13 protein-coding genes and 1 pseudogene are annotated in these 18,812 nt (G+C 47.9%); 8 read left to right on the top strand and 6 right to left on the bottom strand.

The window, feature by feature from the left end; genetic code table 11:
- Positions 1-37 precede the first annotated feature (37 nt).
- On the top strand, positions 38-2,431 hold the full coding sequence (locus tag ACYQ2E_RS01905) for a glycogen/starch/alpha-glucan phosphorylase (protein WP_460016363.1): 2,394 nt from the start codon (positions 38-40) through the stop codon (positions 2,429-2,431).
- 169 nt (positions 2,432-2,600) lie between these two features.
- A complete protein-coding gene (locus ACYQ2E_RS01900) occupies positions 2,601-4,397 on the top strand; it encodes a glycoside hydrolase family 13 protein (protein WP_460016362.1) in 1,797 nt (598 codons plus the stop codon).
- A gap of 49 nt (positions 4,398-4,446) precedes the next feature.
- On the opposite strand, the gene ACYQ2E_RS01895 is transcribed toward ACYQ2E_RS01900, so the two are convergent.
- Complete coding sequence (locus ACYQ2E_RS01895) at positions 4,447-6,465, bottom strand: transglycosylase domain-containing protein (protein WP_460016361.1); 2,019 nt, start codon at positions 6,463-6,465, stop codon at positions 4,447-4,449.
- A 199-nt stretch (positions 6,466-6,664) separates the two neighbouring features.
- On the bottom strand, positions 6,665-7,282 hold the full coding sequence (recU, locus tag ACYQ2E_RS01890) for a Holliday junction resolvase RecU (RefSeq protein WP_460016360.1): 618 nt from the start codon (positions 7,280-7,282) through the stop codon (positions 6,665-6,667).
- A gap of 451 nt (positions 7,283-7,733) precedes the next feature.
- Here recU and rnc point away from each other — a divergent pair, with 451 nt between their 5' ends.
- The 4 genes and pseudogenes from rnc to ACYQ2E_RS01870 all read left to right on the top strand — a co-directional run.
- Positions 7,734-8,432, top strand: a complete 699-nt coding sequence (gene rnc, locus ACYQ2E_RS01885) for a ribonuclease III (RefSeq protein WP_460016359.1) — start codon at positions 7,734-7,736, stop codon at positions 8,430-8,432.
- Entirely contained in the window at positions 8,432-12,019 is a 3,588-nt protein-coding gene (gene smc, locus ACYQ2E_RS01880) for a chromosome segregation protein SMC (RefSeq protein ID WP_460016358.1), read from the top strand. The genes rnc and smc overlap by 1 nt, the downstream gene beginning before the upstream one ends.
- A 51-nt stretch (positions 12,020-12,070) precedes the next feature.
- Positions 12,071-13,627, top strand: a complete 1,557-nt coding sequence (gene ffh / locus ACYQ2E_RS01875; protein WP_460016357.1) for a signal recognition particle protein — start codon at positions 12,071-12,073, stop codon at positions 13,625-13,627.
- Positions 13,628-13,727: 100 nt separating this feature from the next.
- A pseudogene (locus ACYQ2E_RS01870) lies at positions 13,728-13,808 on the top strand (hypothetical protein); the annotation flags it as partial.
- A gap of 63 nt (positions 13,809-13,871) precedes the next feature.
- Here ACYQ2E_RS01870 and serS read toward each other — a convergent pair.
- Positions 13,872-15,143: a serine--tRNA ligase gene (gene serS, locus ACYQ2E_RS01865; RefSeq protein ID WP_460016356.1), complete on the bottom strand. Its 1,272-nt coding sequence runs from the start codon at positions 15,141-15,143 to the stop codon at positions 13,872-13,874.
- A 419-nt stretch (positions 15,144-15,562) separates the two neighbouring features.
- Between serS and ACYQ2E_RS01860 the strand changes: the two genes are divergently transcribed.
- The gene (locus tag ACYQ2E_RS01860; protein ID WP_460016355.1) at positions 15,563-15,691 is read left to right on the top strand and encodes a hypothetical protein; all 129 of its coding nucleotides are present in this window, start codon (positions 15,563-15,565) and stop codon (positions 15,689-15,691) included.
- Between the two features lie 118 nt (positions 15,692-15,809).
- Here the strand turns inward: ACYQ2E_RS01860 and ACYQ2E_RS01855 are convergent, their stop codons facing one another.
- The gene (locus tag ACYQ2E_RS01855; protein ID WP_460016354.1) at positions 15,810-16,175 is read right to left on the bottom strand and encodes a DUF956 family protein; all 366 of its coding nucleotides are present in this window, start codon (positions 16,173-16,175) and stop codon (positions 15,810-15,812) included.
- A 329-nt stretch (positions 16,176-16,504) separates the two neighbouring features.
- Here ACYQ2E_RS01855 and ACYQ2E_RS01850 point away from each other — a divergent pair, with 329 nt between their 5' ends.
- Positions 16,505-16,735 carry a bacteriocin gene (locus ACYQ2E_RS01850; protein ID WP_460016353.1) on the top strand — a complete coding sequence of 77 codons (231 nt, stop codon included), beginning with the start codon at positions 16,505-16,507 and terminating at the stop codon, positions 16,733-16,735.
- Positions 16,736-16,814: 79 nt separating this feature from the next.
- On the opposite strand, the gene ACYQ2E_RS01845 is transcribed toward ACYQ2E_RS01850, so the two are convergent.
- Entirely contained in the window at positions 16,815-17,879 is a 1,065-nt protein-coding gene (locus tag ACYQ2E_RS01845) for a PTS system mannose/fructose/sorbose family transporter subunit IID (protein ID WP_460016352.1), read from the bottom strand.
- Between the two features lie 17 nt (positions 17,880-17,896).
- Complete coding sequence (locus ACYQ2E_RS01840) at positions 17,897-18,727, bottom strand: mannose/fructose/sorbose family PTS transporter subunit IIC (RefSeq protein ID WP_460016351.1); 831 nt, start codon at positions 18,725-18,727, stop codon at positions 17,897-17,899.
- Between the last annotated feature and the right edge of the window lie 85 nt (positions 18,728-18,812).

Genomic DNA, 18,812 nt, shown 5'->3' with positions numbered 1-18,812 from the left:
ACAAGCATGGGTAGAAATTTATTTATAGAAAGAAATTATGGAACTAACAAAAGCTAAATTTATCGAAGATTTTGAAAAATCATTAACGCGCAATTGTGCAAAAACTCCCAAGAATGCGAGCAGCGAAGAGGAGTACATGGCGCTGGCGCGTGTCGTGAAAGAGTATTACTCAGAGATTTGGGTAAAAGACAACGAGTACAAAGACACATCAGGTACGAAGCAGGCCTACTATTTCTCAATTGAGTTTATGCCCGGACGTATGCTGAAGTCTAATCTTCTGAATTTAGGTATTCTTGACACTGTTCGCAGCGCCCTTGATGATTTGGATATTAATCTGGACGAAATCTCGACAAATGAGCAGGATATGGCCATTGGTAACGGCGGTCTCGGACGTTTAGCCAGTTGTTTCATGGATTCTTTGGCCTCTACAGGTCTGCCCGGCAACGGCAACGGTATCCGCTACAAATACGGCCTCTTCAAGCAGCGCATCATTGACGGCTACCAGGTAGAACTGCCCGACGTCTGGCTGAAAGACGGCAACCCTTGGGAAGTCCGCCGCTTCGATAAGACCGTTGAAGTCAAATTCGGCGGCAATGTCTGGATGGAAGACCTGGGCCACGGCCGCTACAAACCGCATTTTGAAAACCAGGAGACGATTTTGGCAGTGCCGTATGACACAGCCATGGTCGGCTACGAAAATGAAACGGTCAATAACCTCTGCCTCTGGCGCGCCGAGCTGCCTGTAGACGCAGACACAACGCATCTGTCGCTGGACTATATGCATGACGTTGATACCTTGTCAGCCGTGCTTTATCCGGACGACTCTAACTATGCCGGCCGCCTGCTCCGCCTGAAACAGGAATATTTCTTTGTCTCTGCCGGACTGCAGCGTATCGTCAACCATTTCATCAATCTGGATTTGCCTTTATCGCGCATCTCCGAGCATATTGCTGTTCATATCAATGATACCCACCCGGCACTCTGTGTGGCTGAATTCATGCGTATTCTGATGGACGAGCACGAAATCAGCTGGGAATCCGCCTGGCAGCTGACGGTCAAAGTCATGAGCTACACCAATCACACGATTATGGCTGAAGCCATGGAAAAATGGCCGGAAGACATGATGTCGACTCTTCTGCCGCGCATTTACCAAATCATTGCAGAAATCGACAGCCGCTTTGTTAAAGAATACACACCGAAAGTGGGACCAAGTCTAGTTCACAACACGCGTATCATCAAAGACGGCATGGTCAACATGGCGCACCTGTCCATCATCGGTTCACACTCAACGAACGGCGTTGCGAAAATCCATTCTGAACTGCTCAAAGACGTGGTGTTACACGACTTTTATGTGATTTTCCCGGAACGCTTCAATAACAAGACAAATGGTATCGCTGAGCGTCGCTGGCTGCAGATTGCGAACGAAGATTTATCAGCAATGATTGACGAAACAATCGGCAAAACATGGCGCAAGAACCTGAACGATTTGACGGTCCTCAAAGCTTTTCAGGATGACGACGAAGTCCTGAACAAACTTGAAGCCGTTAAGCTCAAAGACAAAGAGCGTCTTGCCAAGTTTATACTCGAGAAAAACGGTGTTGAAGTCAATCCGAATGCGATTTTCGATGTCCAGGTCAAGCGCCTCCACGCTTACAAGCGCCAGCTCCTGAATCTGCTCCATATTCTGAAACTTTACTTTGACATCAAAGACGGCAAGGCCGATGACATGATACCGCGCGTCTTCATCTTCGGCGCTAAAGCTGCACCTAGTTATCAATACGCCAAAGTCATCATCAAAGCCATCAACGAAGTGGCCAACATGATTAACAGCGACACAGAGATTGACGACAAAATCAAAGTCGTCTTCCTCGAGAACTACAACGTCTCACTGGCCGAGGAAATCATCCCTGGCGCCAATGTCGGCGAGCAGATTTCGCTCGCTTCAACAGAAGCCTCAGGCACCTCCAACATGAAATTCATGCTCAACGGCGCACTGACCATGGGAACACTTGACGGTGCTAACATTGAAATCAAGGACGCTGTCGGCGATGACAACATCTTCATCTTCGGCATGGACAAAGACGAAGTGCTTGATTACCAGGCCAACGGCAACTACCGCTCAACCGAAATCTACGAGACAAATCCGGTTTTAAGGCGCGTGCTCAATGCCTTTATCGACGGCACAATTCCAAACATTGACAACGAGGGCCGCGAAATTTTTGATTCACTGACTACTTACAACGACGAGTATTTCGTCCTGCGTGACTTTGACTCCTACGTAGACGCCCAGAAGCGCCTGGAGACCTACTATCGTGACCGCCACGCATGGAACAAGTCCTGCCTGCTGAACATTGCCAATGCGGCGCGCTTCAGCTCAGACCGTACGGTCAGGGAATATGCGGAGAATATTTGGCAAATTAATCCTAGATAATATTCTGATTATACAAAAAAAGCTGCTTCGGCAGTTTTTTTGCTTACTTATAATTTATACAGGCAAGAAATTTGACACTTTCCCATAATTTGTCGAATTAGTGAAAAATACAGTAAATTTCATAGTTAATTCACCATCTCTTGCAAAAATATTTGCTATAATGTATCTTATGTACTTATTCAATCCCTGGAAGAAATTCTACAAAAAACCTTTTGGTGCTGTCAAAAACAATGAGAGCATGACAGTTAGATTCACAGCAGAGGGTGATGTGGCGGTTAAACTGATTATGCATCGTGATTTCGGCGCCCTTCACGAATTTGAGCTGATTCGCATTAGCGAAGATTCATTTGAGACTTCAGTCAAGTTCGACCACGGCCGTGCACTGTATTTTTATCACTTTGAAATTATCGAAAAGTCCGACTGGGGCAGCCGCAGACTTTATTACGGTGCCTCACCTCAAGGGGGCGAGGGTTATTTGACAGAAGAAGCAGACGCGGTCAATGACTTTCAGCTCACCGTCTTTGAAGGAAACGACGAAACACCCGACTGGTACCGCAACTCCGTCTTTTACCAGATTTTCCCGGACCGCTTTTTCAACGGCAATTTAGACGGGCACATTAACTCGCCCAAGCCGAACAGCTTCCTGTACGCTCAGGAGACCGACGAGCCTTTCTACGTCAAAGATTCAAGCGGAGAAATCGCGCGCTGGGACTTCTACGGCGGCAATCTCCGCGGCATCACAGCGAAAATCCCCTACCTCAAAGAGCTGGGCGTCAATGCCCTCTACCTGAACCCGATTTTCCTGTCGAAGTCGAATCACCGCTATGACACAATGGATTACCTGCGGATTGACCCCATGCTAGGCACAGAAGAAGACTTCAAGACACTCGTAGACACACTGCACGAGAACGACATGCACATCATCCTGGACGGCGTCTTCAGCCACGTCGGCGACGATTCCCTCTACTTCAACCGCTTCGGCAACTTCGGCGAAAACGAAGGCGCCGCTCAGAATCAGAACAGCCCCTACTACGAATGGTTCAAGTTCAATCACTGGCCGGACAACTACAAATCCTGGTGGGGCTTCAAAAACATGCCCGAGATTGACAAAATGAACCCCGCCTTCCAGCAGTTCATCTACGGCGACAAAGATTCTGTCCTTGCCAAGTGGGACAGTTTCGACATAGACGGCTGGCGCCTAGATGTTGCAGACGAGCTGCCTGACAGCTTCATTCGAGGAATCCGTGCCAATTTAGCGAGCACAGAAAACAACCAGAAAATCCTAATCGGCGAAGTTTGGGAAGATGCGTCAAATAAAATAGCCTACGACCAGCGCCGCAGCTACATCCTCGGCGATGCACTGCAAGGCGCGATGAATTACCCGCTGCGCGACCTGATTATCAACTATGTAGTCGGCAACCTAACCGCGAACGACGTCGCCCATCAGCTGATGACACTGCGGGAAAACTATCCGAAAACCGTCTTCTTCGGGAACCTTAATAATATCGGCACACATGATTCTGAGCGCATCCTGACCATGGTCGGCGAAGAAAACATGGACCTGTCAATCGGCATGATGTTCGTGATGCCAGGCGTACCGACGATTTATTACGGAGACGAAGCAGGCCTGACCGGTCGAAAAGACCCCGAGAACCGCAAATTCTTCCCCTGGAACGACATTCACGAGCCATTCTATACACTTTATCATTACTGGGCACACAAGCGCCTGAGCAATGAAACACTTAAAAACGGTGAATTTTCAGTCGGTTATGTAGACAATTGCCTGGCAGTCATGCGTCATACTACAAGTGAAACCAGTCTTTTCCTGGCGAATCCCGGTGCTGAGGACGTGACCGTCGATTTGAGACAAATCCATATGCTGAGAGACCAGGATTTTACAGCGGCTTTGTCAGAACTATCTGAGATTACAATTCCTGCAAAGTCCAGCTGGTTTGACAAGATATAAAATTTGAACATAAAAAGCGAAATTGTGCAATTTCGCTTTTTATGTTTTTTTACTGTGGAACAGTAGTAGTAGCATCACCGCCATCTGCAGCAGAACTTGAGCTTGGAGCTGGAGTTTCAGTGTTTTGAGTGTCAGAACTGCTTTCCGGAGCACTAGAAGAGGAACTGCTGGAACTTGATTTTGAGCTGCTAGGAGGAGCACTGTAAGCCGGCTTCGCCCCTGCCAGATAAAGCTCAGTGCCGTAACGGGAAATACCGTCAGGCATTGTCCAATCAGTACTTGCAGCATCGGAATAGAAGTATTCCATCATGGCTGTATAAACCTCACCAGGGATGAGAATATCCTGTACAGGGTATTCACGGTCGTCAAACCCGGTCCAGACAGCAATTGAGTATTCCTTGGTGTAGCCGACAAAGGTTTCATCAGGAACGATAAACTCACTGTCGGCTTTTCTCTTAGCAAACTCCTCATCAGTATAGTTCGACGTACCAGTCTTACCTGCCTGGAAGATTCGGCCAGTGAGCCGATTCGGCGGGAAGCTTGAGCCGTTTGTACCGTTAGGAATAACTCCCTTGAGCATGTCCGTCATTGCATAAGCGGTCGTTTCTTTCATGACGCGCGTCGTTTTAGGCGTCAGGTCAGTGCTTTCACCATCAGTATAAGTAATTTTTGTGACATAGTAGGGACTTGTGTAATTTCCGCCGTTTGCAAATGAAGCAAAGGCAGCAGCCATTTTTTCAGAGCTTGAACCATATCTGCGGTCAGCGGCACCAACTTTAGAAGGAGTATCAGTGTTGCTGGAGATGCCATTTGCATAAACTTCGCTCGGATAATACTGAATTCCCAAGCTTTTTAAGAAAGCAGCTGAAGTATCAAGGCCGATTTTGTCAAGCGCCTTAACCGCCGGAATATTTCTGGACTGCCACAAAGCAAGGCGCATCGTGATATTCCCCAGGTAGCCCTGGTCAAAGTCCATCAGAGGCGTATTCGTCCCAGGATAATTATAAGGCGAATCATTAAACATTTCCGCAGTTGACTTGAAAGTGCCATTGTCAATACCGGGAGCATAATCAGTAATTGGCTTCATGGCAGAACCCCAGTCACGGTCCGTATTGACAGCCGGATTATCGCCCAGCATTGAGTCAGTCGTCTGATTTCTTCTGCCCATCTGTGCGATAACAGCCCCTGTTTTCGGGTCAACAATCGTTGCAGCAACCTGCTGATTTTCAGGATAATTAACATAATCACCACTGTCAAAGACTTGCTCCAAGTGCTGCTGAGCATCAGTGTCCATCGTTGTATAGATGGTCATCGGCGTTGTGCTGGGGTCCTTGCCGGTAGCATCTTTGACCTGTATAAGGGCCTCTGTGATGAAACTGTTCATATAGAGAGGAAACGAGCTGGTCTGGTTGAGCGGCTGAAGCCCGTCATTAATCGGCGTAGCAATTGCTGCCGTTTCTTCTTCCTTAGTGATTTTTCCATAACGGTACATTTCTTGTAAAACTGTGTCACGGCGTTTTTTGGTCAGTTCAGGATTTTTGTAAGGGTCATAATCATTAGGGGCTTGCGGCATACCGGCTAACATGGCCAGCTGCGGCAGACTGAGCTGGCTGAGCTGCTTTCCGTAGAAGCTTTCAGCTGCCGTCTGCATGCCGTAAACATTGTTGGACATGTAGACTTTATTGATGTAAAGTGTGAGGATATCTTCCTTGCTGATTTTTTTCTCAAGCTCAACAGCCATCCAGGCTTCCTGAGCCTTACGTTTAAGGGTCCTATCCGCCTCGCTTGTTGTAAAAAAGCTGAGTTTGAGAAGCTCTTGGGTCAAGGTTGAGCCGCCCTGAGTCGTATTACTTTGGAGATTATGGAGAAAAGAGCCCATGATACGCACTGGGTCCACTCCCCGATGCTCAAAGAAACGGTGATCTTCAATTGAAGTAACGGCGTTTACCAGCGTCATCGGAATCTGGTCTGTAGTGACAAGAACCCGCTGCTCTGCACCAAGTTTAGCGATAACATCGCCCTTTTCGTCTAAAATCTTTGTGTTAGGATTAGACTCAAGTTTTGACATTTCAAGCTTAGGAGCTGTAGAGGCATAAGAAGCAAAAAGAAGAGCAGCAAAAGTGAAACCGAGAAGCCCAATAGTCAGAATAGGAATTGCAAGCCACTTGAAAAGGCGTCCCCATCGAAAACGTGTGCTTTTCCCAGGCTTTTTCGGCCCATATTTTGTTTTCTTACCCGCAACAGACTTGCTGGCAACCGATCGTTTTTCAGCTATGTGAATCACCGCCTAACTGTAAATGAATAATATCAATAAATGGAATTCGTGGGATTTGCTGTTGAGGAAGCAGAATTCCCTGCTCCTGAATGAGAGAAAGCGGCATAGATTTAAGCCCGTGCTTCTCCTCGTAAAAGTCTATTAGGCAAGAAGAAGGAAGATAATAAGTTTCCTGCCGCTGTGAAAAGTGCAAAAGGACGAAAGCAATTCCGTCTTGTTTGAGCACAGCTTTCATATGTTCAATCTGATGCTTATGAAAGTTTTTAAGAGGAAAAGACTGTTTTTGGGTTGTTTCTTTGGCTTCAAAGTCAATGTAGTGCCCCTGATATACACCGGAATAATCGGTAGTTGACGCCTCGCGAAAATAAGCTTCAGTAATCTTTGCCCGGCTGCGCATCGGATACTCCACATGAACAATCTGAACAGGCGTAGGCTTTTTATGAACAACTGCGATATTATGTGCAAGATAATATTCGTTCGTTGCATTAATATCGGCTTCAAAACTCATACCACGTTTACCGAATTCCACTACTTTCTTGTCAGATTGACCAGGCAGTTTAGATTTAACGTGATGCGTCTTTTTTTGAATACCAGACGGATAATTTATCATATAAAACACCACTTTAAAAACATGATTTAATTATACCATAAGTAAAGGAAAACACGTTAAATTTTAGAACTAATGACCATAAAATGTAAATGTCTATAAAAAGAACTTGACCCAGATGTCCGCATGAATTTGGATAACTGAATCAAGTTCTTTCGATTTGGGCAGCATTAGAAATGCTGTGCCTGCAGGGTTCACACAAGCAGACAAGTTCTCACGATTCCTTCGCGGCTGATACAGGCAGCTCCAGCAAAATCAAATTTTGTCAAAGTCATTACCATCATAGCCCAGAACTCCCACCGGTTCTAATCATTTAGCGGATGCTAATTGGCAAGATTAGAAATTATGTCGGCTCGTGAAAGTGATTATAACATTTTAATTCGAGTTGTTCAACTTGAACGGATTCGCGCTCTGATTTCAGCAGTTCCCTGCGGTTATGTTATAATAATATCTAATGAAAGATTTACAAAAAAAGCTGAAAAAGGACTACGGGATTGAGTTCACAGATGACGAGCTCCTCGTCAGGGCTTTCACCCATTCGTCTTATGCCAACGAGCAGCACCTCCCAAAGACCGCAAACAATGAGCGTTTGGAGTTTTTGGGAGACGCAGCTCTGTCGCTGGTCATTGCAGATTATCTGTATGCGAAGTTCCCGGATAGGCCGGAGGGCGAACTGTCAAAAATTCGCTCATCTTTGGTGCGCAGCGAATCCCTAGCGAATTTCTCGCGCCAATGCGGCTTCGACAAGTTCATTCTGCTGGGAAATGGCGAGAAGCAGACAGGCGGCCGAACACGGAATTCAACGATGGAAGACCTGTTCGAAAGCTTTCTGGGCGCACTCTTTTTGGATGCCGGTTTTGAAGCAGTCAAGGGCTTCCTCTATCAAGCCGTGATTCCCGAGTTCGAGGATGGCGAATTCACAGGCGTGACAGACTACAAAACAGCACTGCAGGAAGCGCTGCAGGCCAATGGCGACACATTAATCGAATACCGTGTGCTGAGCGAAACAGGCCCAGACCATGAGAAAACATTCACAGTAGCAGTTTTTGAGAACGACAGCCGGCTCGGTGAAGGCAGCGGGCACTCTAAGAAGCTGGCAGAGCAAGCAGCGGCGAAAGACGCCTTTCAGACGGTCATCCGGAATTCACGCTGATGTATTTAAAAAAGCTAGAAATCACAGGGTTTAAGTCTTTTGCGGACCGGACTAAGATTGAGTTCGACCACGGCATCACAGCGATTGTGGGGCCGAACGGCTCCGGAAAGTCCAATATCACCGAGGCTCTGCGCTGGGCGCTAGGCGAGCAGTCAGCCAAATCATTGCGCGGCGGGAAAATGCCCGACGTGATTTTTGCGGGCACTGAAAAGCGTAAAGCCCTGAATTTTGCAGAGGTTGTGGCCCATTTTGACAACAGCGACAGCTATCTGGATTCTCCGGCCAAAGAGGTCGCTGTGACACGGCGTCTTTATCGCAACGGCGATTCAGACTTTCTGATAAACGGCAAAAAATGCCGCCTGCGTGACATTCATGACCTCTTTCTGGACACAGGCCTCGGCCGTGACAGCTTTTCCATCATTTCCCAAGGACGCATCGAGTCCGTGTTCAGCTCAAAGCCCGAAGAGCGCCGCGCCATCATCGAAGAGGCAGCGGGCGTTTTGAAGTACAAGACGCGCAAGACCGAGACCCAGTCGAAGCTGAAAAGCACCCAGGACAACCTGGACAGGCTGGAGGACATCATCTACGAGCTGTCCGGGCAGTTAAACCCGCTGCGTGCGCAGCGGGAATCAGCCCTCAAATTCCAAGAGCTGGACACTGAGCGGGCAAAACTGGCACTATCCTTGCTGATTGCCCGCGTCAGCCAAGAAAAACTCAAATACGACACCGCCAGCTCCACACTGAAATCTACTCTGGAAAGCCTCTCTCAATTAGCCGAAGCCCAGCAAGCCTTCGAAAAAGCCCTGTCAGAATTGAAGCAGCGCAGAGACTCGGCTGAAGCCGAGCGTGAAAGCCTGCAGGCACAGATTCTTCAGCTGACCGAGCTGAAAGCCGATTTAGAGAGAAAAATCGATTTGTTTGACCGCTCAGCCGCAGACCAGGAAAAGTCAGATACAGCCCGCGCCGAGCGCCTGAGCGAGCTGACCGCACAAAAAACACGGCTGACCCGGCAAATCGAAGAAAATACCAGCAAATCAGCCGATTTACAGACAGAAAAAACACAGTTAGAACAAAAAATCCAGCAGCTCGCGCGTGAACTGGAGGACTTTTCAGTCAGTCCAGAAACTCAGATGGAGCGCCTGCGCGAGACTTATCTGGAATTGGTCAATCAAGAGGCGGCTTTGTCCAACCAGCTGACGAAAAATCAGACAGAGGCTGAAAACTTGCTGCGTCAACAGGCAGCGTCTGACAGCTCTACTCAGGAAACTTCTGACAAGTTAGAGACCGTCAGCGCAGAGTTAGACGGCCTACAGAGCAGCTGCGACCAGTTAAAAGCGGAAATCGAGAAGCTCTTGTCGGATTTCCAGAAAAAAAACCTGCAGAACCAGCAGGAAAAGGCGGCTGCTGCGGCGGCTGAAGAGGAGCAGTTCAAGCTGCTTGAGCGCGTCAACAAACAGCGGGCACAGCTCAATTCGCTGGAGAACATTCGTGAAAATCACAGCAATCTCTACGCGGGTGTGCGTGCGGCCATGAAGTCACAGCTGCCGGGCCTGATTGGCGTGGTGGCAGATTTGCTGTCTTTTGATAAAAAATATGAGGTGGCGCTGGAAGTCGCACTGGGTGCGGGCGCACAGAACATCATCACTGAAAATGAGCGGGCGGCTCAGGCGGCGATTAAGCATTTGCGCGACCAGCGTCTGGGTCGGGCGACTTTTTTGCCGCTGACGACGATTCGGCCGCGTGATTTTCGTGATTTGGCGCGTGTTTCAAGCCAGGCCGGCTTCATTGATTTGGCCAGTAACCTGGTCGATTATGATGAGCAGCTTTACCCGGCGATTTCCAGCCTCCTCGGCAGTACAGTCATTGTGGACACTTCGGAGCATGCGACGCAGATTGCCCGCTCGCAAGGCTTTAACGTCCGCATCGTCACGCTTGACGGCACGCTCATATCGCCTGGCGGCTCCTATGCCGGCGGCTCAAGGCAGAATAAGAGCGGCAGTACATTTATCGCCAATGAAATTTCGGCTTTGTCGCAAGAACTGACAAAATCTGATGATGCGCTGAAACTGAAAGAGGCCGAAGTCCAGCAGCTGCGGGAACTCCAGCAGACAAGCGCGGAAGAATTGACAGCACTACGTGAGCAAGGCGAGGAAAAACGTCTCCAGGAAAAAGAGCAAGAACTGAAAATTTCACAGCTCCAGCAAAACAAAGATGACCTCAAAGAGCTCCTGGCACTGTCAGCCTTCGGCGAGGAACACGAAAGCCGGCTGCAAGAATTCGCTGAACAAAATCAGCAAATTGAGCAGAAACTGTCAGAAATTGCTGAGCAGAAAACGGCACTGGACACCGAACTGGACAGCGTAAAATCCAGTTCGAGCGAGCGTACCGCACTTCAAAATGAAAAATCCGCAGCGTTAACAGACACAAAAGTATCTTTGTCCAAAATCAACTCAGAGTTGAATTTCGCCGAATCAGAGCGCGCCCGTTTCCAGACAGAATTGACAAATCTGTCCACAGAAATTGAACAACTCAGCCAAAACACTGAAGTCAAACTCAATGCGGCGGACCGTGAGCAGCTCAGCGCACAATTGACAGACACAAGCGAGAAACTCCAGACCGCCAATGTCCGCCAAGTCAGCCTTCGTTTCGAACGTGACGATTTAGCCGCCCAGATGGACGACTTAACCGAGCAGAATTCAGCCGCCCGTGAAGAAAATCAGACCCTCCACGATAAAAAGACCCGCCTGGAACTCGCCATCGAGCAGTCAGAAAAAATCCTCAGAGATTCACAGCAGTCACTCGCAGAAGACTACCAGCTCAGCTTTGACGAAGCCGCAGCCCAATCTGAAACCATCAAAGAAGCTGACCAGCCGCAAAAAGAAAAAGACCTCCGCAGCTACGAGCGCCAAATCCGTGCACTTGGCCCCGTCAACCTCGACGCCATCAGCCAGTATGAAGAAGTCAACCAGCGCTACGAATTCCTCAACAGCCAGAAATCCGACCTGTTAGAGGCAAAAGAGCTCCTTTTGTCCAATATTAACGAAATGGACGACGAAGTCAAAATCCGCTTCAAATCCGCCTTTGAAGAAATCCGTGCCAGTTTCAAGACAACCTTTGCACAAATGTTCGGAGGCGGCGTAGCAGACCTCATTTTAACCAGTGATGACCTGCTGGAAGCTGGAGTTGACATTGCCGCGCAGCCTCCAGGTAAGCGTCTGGGCAGCCTCACACTGATGTCCGGCGGCGAAAAAGCCCTAACGGCGCTGGCTTTACTGTTTGCCATTTTACGCGTCCGCACCGTGCCTTTTGTCGTGCTGGACGAAGTCGAAGCCGCCCTTGATGAGGCAAATGTCAAGCGCTTCGGCGACTACATGAACCACTTTGACAACTCCAACCAGTTCATCGTGGTCACCCACCGCAAGGGCACCATGGCCGCCGCCAACGTCATGTACGGCGTAACCATGGGCGAAGCCGGCGTTTCCAAAATCGTCAGCGTCCGATTTGATGACGTGAAAACAGATTTACACGAAACTCCCCGCTCGCAAGAGGCCAAGCCAACAGAGGGCGACAAAACAGCTCATAAATGATAAAATAGAGTAACTATCCGAAGATATCCATGGAAAGGGCAACACTAATAAATGGCATTTGAAAATTTAACCGAGCGCCTGCAGAACGTCTTCAAAGGCTTGCGCGGCAAACGGAAAATCAGCGAAAACGACGTACTCGAAATCACCAAGGAAATCCGCGTGGCCCTGCTTGAGGCCGACGTGGCATTACCCGTCGTGAAAAAATTCATTCGCAACATTCGCGAACGGGCCATCGGCACAGAAGTCTCAGAGGCTCTGGACCCAGCCCAGCAAGTCATCAAAATCGTCGACGAGGAGCTGACCGCAATTCTCGGCGGCGGTGAGGCCGAACTTCTGAAGTCGCCGCATATTCCGACGATTATCATGATGATTGGTCTGCAAGGTGCAGGTAAAACGACATTTGCCGGCAAACTGGCCAAAAAGCTCAAAGAAGAGCAGAATGCACGCCCGTTGATGATTGCAGGCGACGTTTACCGTCCCGCGGCCATTGACCAGCTCAAAACTCTCGGCAAACAGCTGGACATCCCCGTTTACGACGAAGGCACGGCTGAAAATCCTGTCAATATCGTCAAAAACGGCTTGGCCAAAGCCGCAGAAGCGCGCAACGACTATGTTCTGATTGATACGGCCGGCCGACTGGAAATCGACGAGAAGCTCATGACCGAACTCCGTGAAATCAAAGAACTGGCGCATCCGACCGAAATCCTGCTGGTGGTTGACGCCATGACAGGTCAAGTGGCCGCTCAAGTGGCCAAGACTTTTGACGAGCAGCTGGACATCACCGGCGTCGTCATCACCAAGCTCGACGGCGATACCAGGGGCGGTGCGGCATTGTCAATCCGTGAAATCACCGGGAAACCGATTAAATTCACAGGTACCGGAGAAAAACTGACAGACCTGGAGATTTTCTACCCCGAGCGCATGGCCAGCCGAATTCTCGGAATGGGTGACATGCTGACCCTGATTGAAAAAGCCCAAGCGAACTATGACGAAGAACAATCGGCAAAGCTGGCTGAAAAAATGCTTGAAAACCGCTTTGATTACAGCGATTTTATTGCCCAGCTTGACCAGGTGACAAGTATGGGGCCAATGGAAGAGATTATGAAAATGATTCCAGGCATCAATGAAATCCCCGGCGCAGCCAACGTCAAGGTGGACCCGAAGGACATCGCCCGCAAACGGGCCATCGTCTTGTCTATGACCCCAGCAGAGCGGCAGCTCGAAGTCGAACTCAGCCCAGCCCGCCGGCGCAGACTAGCTGCAGGTTCAGGCAACAGCTATGTCGAAGTCAATAAGTTCATCAAACAGTTCAACCAGTCCAAAGACATGATGCAGGCCGTCATGAACGGCGACATGTCCGCAATGATGGGCGCAGCTGGAAAACAGCGCGGCGGTGCTCGAGGCGGACAAATGCCAGCGGGAATGCCTGATATGTCGTCCCTCCAGAACATGATGGGCGGCATGCCGGCTGGTGCAGGCGATGGTGCCATGCCCGACATGAGCCAGATGTTCGGCGGCGGCATCAAAGGCAAGGCCACTGAATTTGCCATGAAGCAGGCCATGAAGCGCGCGCAGAAGAAGATGAAAAAAGGTAAAAAGAAGAAATAAGCGCAGTGAAGGAATTGGCTGGTACTCGAATCCTGACCCCTCAGCAGCTATTCCTTTGTACCGAGTTTATAATCCGAATTCTGGATAGCATCTTTACGCTACAGGAGAAACGGAGCGAAATCATCTTATTTCGCTTAGCTGGCAATATGAAAAGATTGCCTGGTACGGGCTAATAGAATGAAAAATATAAATCAAAAAATAGACACCTTGTCAAGAAATGACAGGTGCCTTTTTATGTATGATATTACTTGATAATCTCAAGTCCGCCCATGTATGGACGCAGAACCTCAGGAACAGTAACGGAACCATCTGCATTCTGGTAATTCTCGAGAATAGCAGCTACAGTTCGGCCGACTGCCAGCCCAGAGCCGTTCAGTGTGTGAACAAGATTGACCTTACCATCCGCATCACGGTAACGAATCTGCGCGCGGCGTGCCTGGAAGTCCAGGCAGTTAGAGCAGCTGGAAATCTCGCGGTAGGTGTTTTGGGCAGGAATCCAGACTTCGAGGTCATAAGTTTTGGCCGAAGAGAAGCCTGTGTCGCCCGAGCAAAGCAGAATCACGCGGTAAGGCAGCCCGAGTTTCTGGAGGATATTCTCGGCATTGGCTGTCATTTTCTCCAGCTCGTCAAAGCTGTTTTCAGGATTGGCCAGTTTGACCATCTCGACCTTGTGGAATTGGTGCAGACGAATCAGACCGCGCGTGTCACGGCCGGCAGAACCTGCTTCAGAGCGGAAACAAGGCGTCATGGCAGTGAAGTAAACAGGCAGCTGTGATTCGTCCAGAATCTCACCGCGGTAATAGTTGGTCAGCGGCACCTCAGCCGTTGGAATCAGCACAAAACCGCGCTCGTCAGTCAGCTCAAAGGTATCTTCTTTAAACTTAGGATACTGCCCCGTGCCGAACATCGACTCCTGATTAACCATGTAAGGCGGAATGACCTCTGTATAACCTTCTTTGGCGTGCTCGTCCAGCATAAAATTGTAGATGGCGCGCTCAAGCTTAGCACCGGCACCTTTGTAGAAAAGAAAACGTGCACCCGTGACTTTAGCACCGCGCTCCCAGTCCAGAATATCCAGGTTTTCGCCGATTTCCCAGTGCGGTTTCGCCTCAAAATCAAATTCCGGCGTCTCGCCCCAACGGCGCTGCTCAATATTTTCATTTTCATCCGCACCCTCAGGCACCGAATCATCCAGCAAATTAGGAATTCGGACCAGCTGATAATTCAGCTTCTCCTCAACAGCAGCCAGCTCTTCATCAATGCCCTTGATTTCCTTAGAAACTTCCTGCATTTCAGCAATAGCGGCAGACGCATCCTCTTTATTCTTCTTAAGATTGGCAATCTCATCAGAAGCAGCATTACGCTTCGCTTTGAGCTCCTCACTCTTGACAATCATCTCACGGCGCTCCTCATCAAGCGCAATGATTTCAGGCAGAAGTTCCGCATCAAGATGACGCATCGCGAACTTTTCAGCAACCCATTCCGGGTTTTGACGAATTTTTTTAATGTCTAACATAAATTGTATCCTTTCAATAAAAGAAAAACCGCAGCTGTATCCTGCTTTCACAGGGCGACAACCGCGGTTCCACCTATTTTTTTAACTTTAAAACGATTATTTAATTATCTTTGGAAAATGGCGCAGCTCACGCATAAACATTTTCCAGAAAGAAGTAGAGCCTTTCCGGCTTTGACCTGCTCGCAGCAAACACAGGCTTTCTTGACAAAGCGGATGGAAATTTTTCTTCTACGGACATTCTACCAATTTGGCAGGGCTTTGTCAATCATTTTTCCAATTATTTTGAATTATTTTTGAGAAATTATTGAAACAAAACCGGAAAAAATACGTATTAAATATTAAGGAAGTAAAATTCCTGTGTTCAAATCGCTCTGCGGCACAGCCCTCGACAATTCTAGATAAAAAAGGAGGTGCAGTCAATGGTGATTGTCCGCTCCTCTGCGAAAGGTTTTCCCGTGATTTTCTTGGACGCTGTCCAGGTCATCCTCGACATGATTCTAGTTCTGCTAGAAATCATCCGGATGATTCGAGAAAGTAAAAAGCACTAGTTTCCTAGTGCGCCCCTTCGTAGAGGATATTGAACACGCCGTGTGTTGGTCGCACACGGTTTTTATGTGTTCCCTCTAAAATTATTTTACCACATCTACTCAAAAATTTAAAGAAAGATTATTTTTTGCGGTTAAAAAGTCGTTTAATCGTGCTGCTCATGGTAGGAATGCGCAGAACCTTGTCATTACCGATTTGCTCACGAATCAGCTTCAAAATCTTTCCGGATTCATTGGACGAAAAGCGAATTTTATGCTTATTATTCAAAACGAGGTAAAAATTATTGTCAATTTTGCCGGCCTTGCTGACATGTGCTTCCACCGCGCGAATCGACGCCCAGGGAAAGTGCATATTGTCATTGACATTTTTGTCATTGAAAAATTCCATCGCCTTATCACCGACCATAATCTTTCCGTACTTAGGAAAGCCCATGAAAGCAATTGCATCCGTCGCCAAATCGGCGCGTGTATTTAGTGATTCTGCCATAAAAATATTATAGCAGAAAAATTAGAAATTAACCACTCATAGAGCGAAAATTGTTACTTGGCAAAATTACTTGCCATACAACAGAAAAAACGCCATTTTGTTTATTTAGAGTTATAATAAATAGAGGAGATATGTATTAAGACTAAAGTAAAAAAATCACATAAAGTTAGGAAAAAACAGGGGTTGGATTTTTTAAATCAGTTTGGTTATGAGACGGTAACATATGAATAAACTTCAATCCGGATTGAAGCTGGAATCAAAGAACAAGTTCATCTGTGTCGCGAAACCTGCGTTTGCTCTTTGGAAAACTAAAGAAAGAACCAATTATCATGTCAGAAAAATTTGAATGTCTTGAGGGATTCGAGACTTTGAGCAATGAAGAACTTGCAGAAGTTAATGGCGGTACCCCACTTGAAGACATTTTGGCGAGCTTTAGTAGAAATTCCAATCCATTTGTTCATACATTTCTTAACGGAGCTGCCTGGAACAATGGTAGACGACCACCTCAAGCTAATTACTTTCCTGAATACAATCTCTACATTATTGGTATTGAGATTTAGCACAAAGAGTGGGATAAGAAGTTTCTTATCCCACTTTTTGTACGAAAAAAAGCCGTCTTTCGACGACTTTTCATTTTCCTTAAGCAAGACCTGCCAAGTGAATCAAGATACCAAGAACGAAGAGACCGATGATGATTGCAAGAGGTGCATTACGGTTCTTCCATTTACGAAGGATCCAGATAACAAGGAAAGTCAGGAGCAAAGCGACGAAACCAGGAGTCAGCTGGTTGAATACATCGTTCAATGATTGCTGTTTGAATGGATTTGCGCCAAGGCCTGAAGCATATTGAGAGATTGTGCTGTTCAAAGTAGCACCGTCAATATTTTTCAGTTTGCCGAGGTTTGAAAGGGCAGCGAAGTGCGCGTCTGCGGTACCTGAAGCGACAATTTTTGAGTTAGCAGTTGCTTCCCAAATTGGGCTGGCAGTTGTACCAATATTGTGTGCATCTGTAATCCATTGTCCGTTGTATGCACCGTCAGCCAAAGGCTGTTTAGGCAGCATAGCATGTGGGCCGGTAAAGCTGATATTTACCCAACGTTGAATCAGGACACCCAAGATGAACATACCAAGGATAGAAGCACCTTTGGTCAAAGTCTGAAGCATGCCGCCGCCGAGGTCAGAAGTGATGGCAGTACCTTGCTTGTAGCCAAGTTCTTGAGTATAGTACAAGAACGCGATACGAATAATGTTCCAAACTAGGAAGAAGAAGATAGGGCCGATGATTGAGCCGCCGGCAGCAAGAGAGGCTGCGATGGCACCAACGATAGGACGAATTGTAAACCAGAAGACTGGGTCACCGACACCGGCCAAAGGCCCCATCATACCGACTTTTACACCTTCAATAGCGGCATCATCAACTTCTACGCCATTAGCTTTTTCTTCTTCAAGGGCGAGTGTAACACCGATGATAGGAGCAGCAGGGTAAGGGTGGGTATTAAAGAATTCCATGTGACGTTTCAGTGCAGCACTTGCACCTTCAGAGCCGGCAGGATAGAATTTTTTCAGAGCTGGCAGGATAGCGTAAAGGAATCCCAAGTTCTGCATACGTTCATAGTTCCAAGAACCTTGCAGGAACATTGAGCGCCAAACGATGTTGATACGCTCACGTTTAGTCAGGTGGAACTTTTTATTTTGATTTTCCATTTTTTAGTTCCTCCTTCTTAATAGTCGTTCAGAATGTCGCCGATGGGATCACCGCCGCCATTTCCGCCGCTGTTGCCGCCTTTACTTGCAACATTCTGCAGAGTAAGATAGATGATGGCGATAACGACACCAAGGATACCCATACCAATCAAAGAGATACCGTTTAAACCAGCAGCGTTCGGAGCAAGTGGTGCGAGAACGAAACCGAGGAAGAAGAAAGGCCAGAGTTCGCGGGTAGCCATAAGGTTGATAACCATGGCGTAACCAACGACAACAACCATACCACCACCGATAGCAAGTCCTTTTGAAACCCAGTCAGGGATTGCTTCCAAAGCGCTCTGAACGGTTGCAGCGGGTACAGCTGTGATAATTGCAGCTGGAATCGCGATACGCAAACCTTGAAGCAGAAGCGCGAAGAGGTGAATGGCTGAAACGCCAGAATATGAACCTTTAGCAGCATAAGCATCCGCGACGTGAATCAGACCAACGGTAACGAAACGTACCAAGGTTGTCAGAACCAGGCCGGCAGTTGCAAGCAGGATACCAGCGGGAACGATTGTACCGATGATAACTTCCAAGTCGAAGTTTCCGCCTTTGACCATCAGGATGGCAGAAGCAACAGAGGCAAGCGCAGCGTCAGGAGCGACAGCGGCACCAATGTTTGCCCAGCCAAGCGCGATCATTTGTAATGCACTACCAAGGATAATACCGGCTGTAGCATGACCAGTTACAATACCAATCAGCGAGCAGGCGATAATAGGTTGGTGGAATTGCCATTGGTCAAGAATACCCTCGAGTCCTGCGAAGAACGCAACGATAATGACCAAAATGACTGAAATAGCACTCATTTTAATTATTCTCCTATTAAATTTTAGATAATTAAGTGTACGTGTTCAAATTTATAGACAGAGAGGCTGGAAATTTTTATGGTTG

It is taken from the genome of Lactovum odontotermitis, from assembly GCF_054658595.1.
This window is presented reverse-complemented; position numbering and strand designations above follow the sequence as displayed.

Excerpts from the sequence above, each read along its gene's own strand:
- ACYQ2E_RS01905 (WP_460016363.1), top strand. The coding sequence starts at position 38 with ATGGAACTAACAAAAGCTAAATTTATCGAAGATTTTGAAAAATCATTA.
- ACYQ2E_RS01900 (WP_460016362.1), top strand. The coding sequence starts at position 2,601 with ATGTACTTATTCAATCCCTGGAAGAAATTCTACAAAAAACCTTTTGGT.
- ACYQ2E_RS01895 (WP_460016361.1), bottom strand. The coding sequence starts at position 6,465 with ATGTCAAAACTTGAGTCTAATCCTAACACAAAGATTTTAGACGAAAAG.
- recU (WP_460016360.1), bottom strand. The coding sequence starts at position 7,282 with ATGATAAATTATCCGTCTGGTATTCAAAAAAAGACGCATCACGTTAAA.
- rnc (WP_460016359.1), top strand. The coding sequence starts at position 7,734 with ATGAAAGATTTACAAAAAAAGCTGAAAAAGGACTACGGGATTGAGTTC.
- smc (WP_460016358.1), top strand. The coding sequence starts at position 8,432 with ATGTATTTAAAAAAGCTAGAAATCACAGGGTTTAAGTCTTTTGCGGAC.
- ffh (WP_460016357.1), top strand. The coding sequence starts at position 12,071 with ATGGCATTTGAAAATTTAACCGAGCGCCTGCAGAACGTCTTCAAAGGC.
- serS (WP_460016356.1), bottom strand. The coding sequence starts at position 15,143 with ATGTTAGACATTAAAAAAATTCGTCAAAACCCGGAATGGGTTGCTGAA.
- ACYQ2E_RS01860 (WP_460016355.1), top strand. The coding sequence starts at position 15,563 with ATGGTGATTGTCCGCTCCTCTGCGAAAGGTTTTCCCGTGATTTTCTTG.
- ACYQ2E_RS01855 (WP_460016354.1), bottom strand. The coding sequence starts at position 16,175 with ATGGCAGAATCACTAAATACACGCGCCGATTTGGCGACGGATGCAATT.
- ACYQ2E_RS01850 (WP_460016353.1), top strand. The coding sequence starts at position 16,505 with ATGTCAGAAAAATTTGAATGTCTTGAGGGATTCGAGACTTTGAGCAAT.
- ACYQ2E_RS01845 (WP_460016352.1), bottom strand. The coding sequence starts at position 17,879 with ATGGAAAATCAAAATAAAAAGTTCCACCTGACTAAACGTGAGCGTATC.
- ACYQ2E_RS01840 (WP_460016351.1), bottom strand. The coding sequence starts at position 18,727 with ATGAGTGCTATTTCAGTCATTTTGGTCATTATCGTTGCGTTCTTCGCA.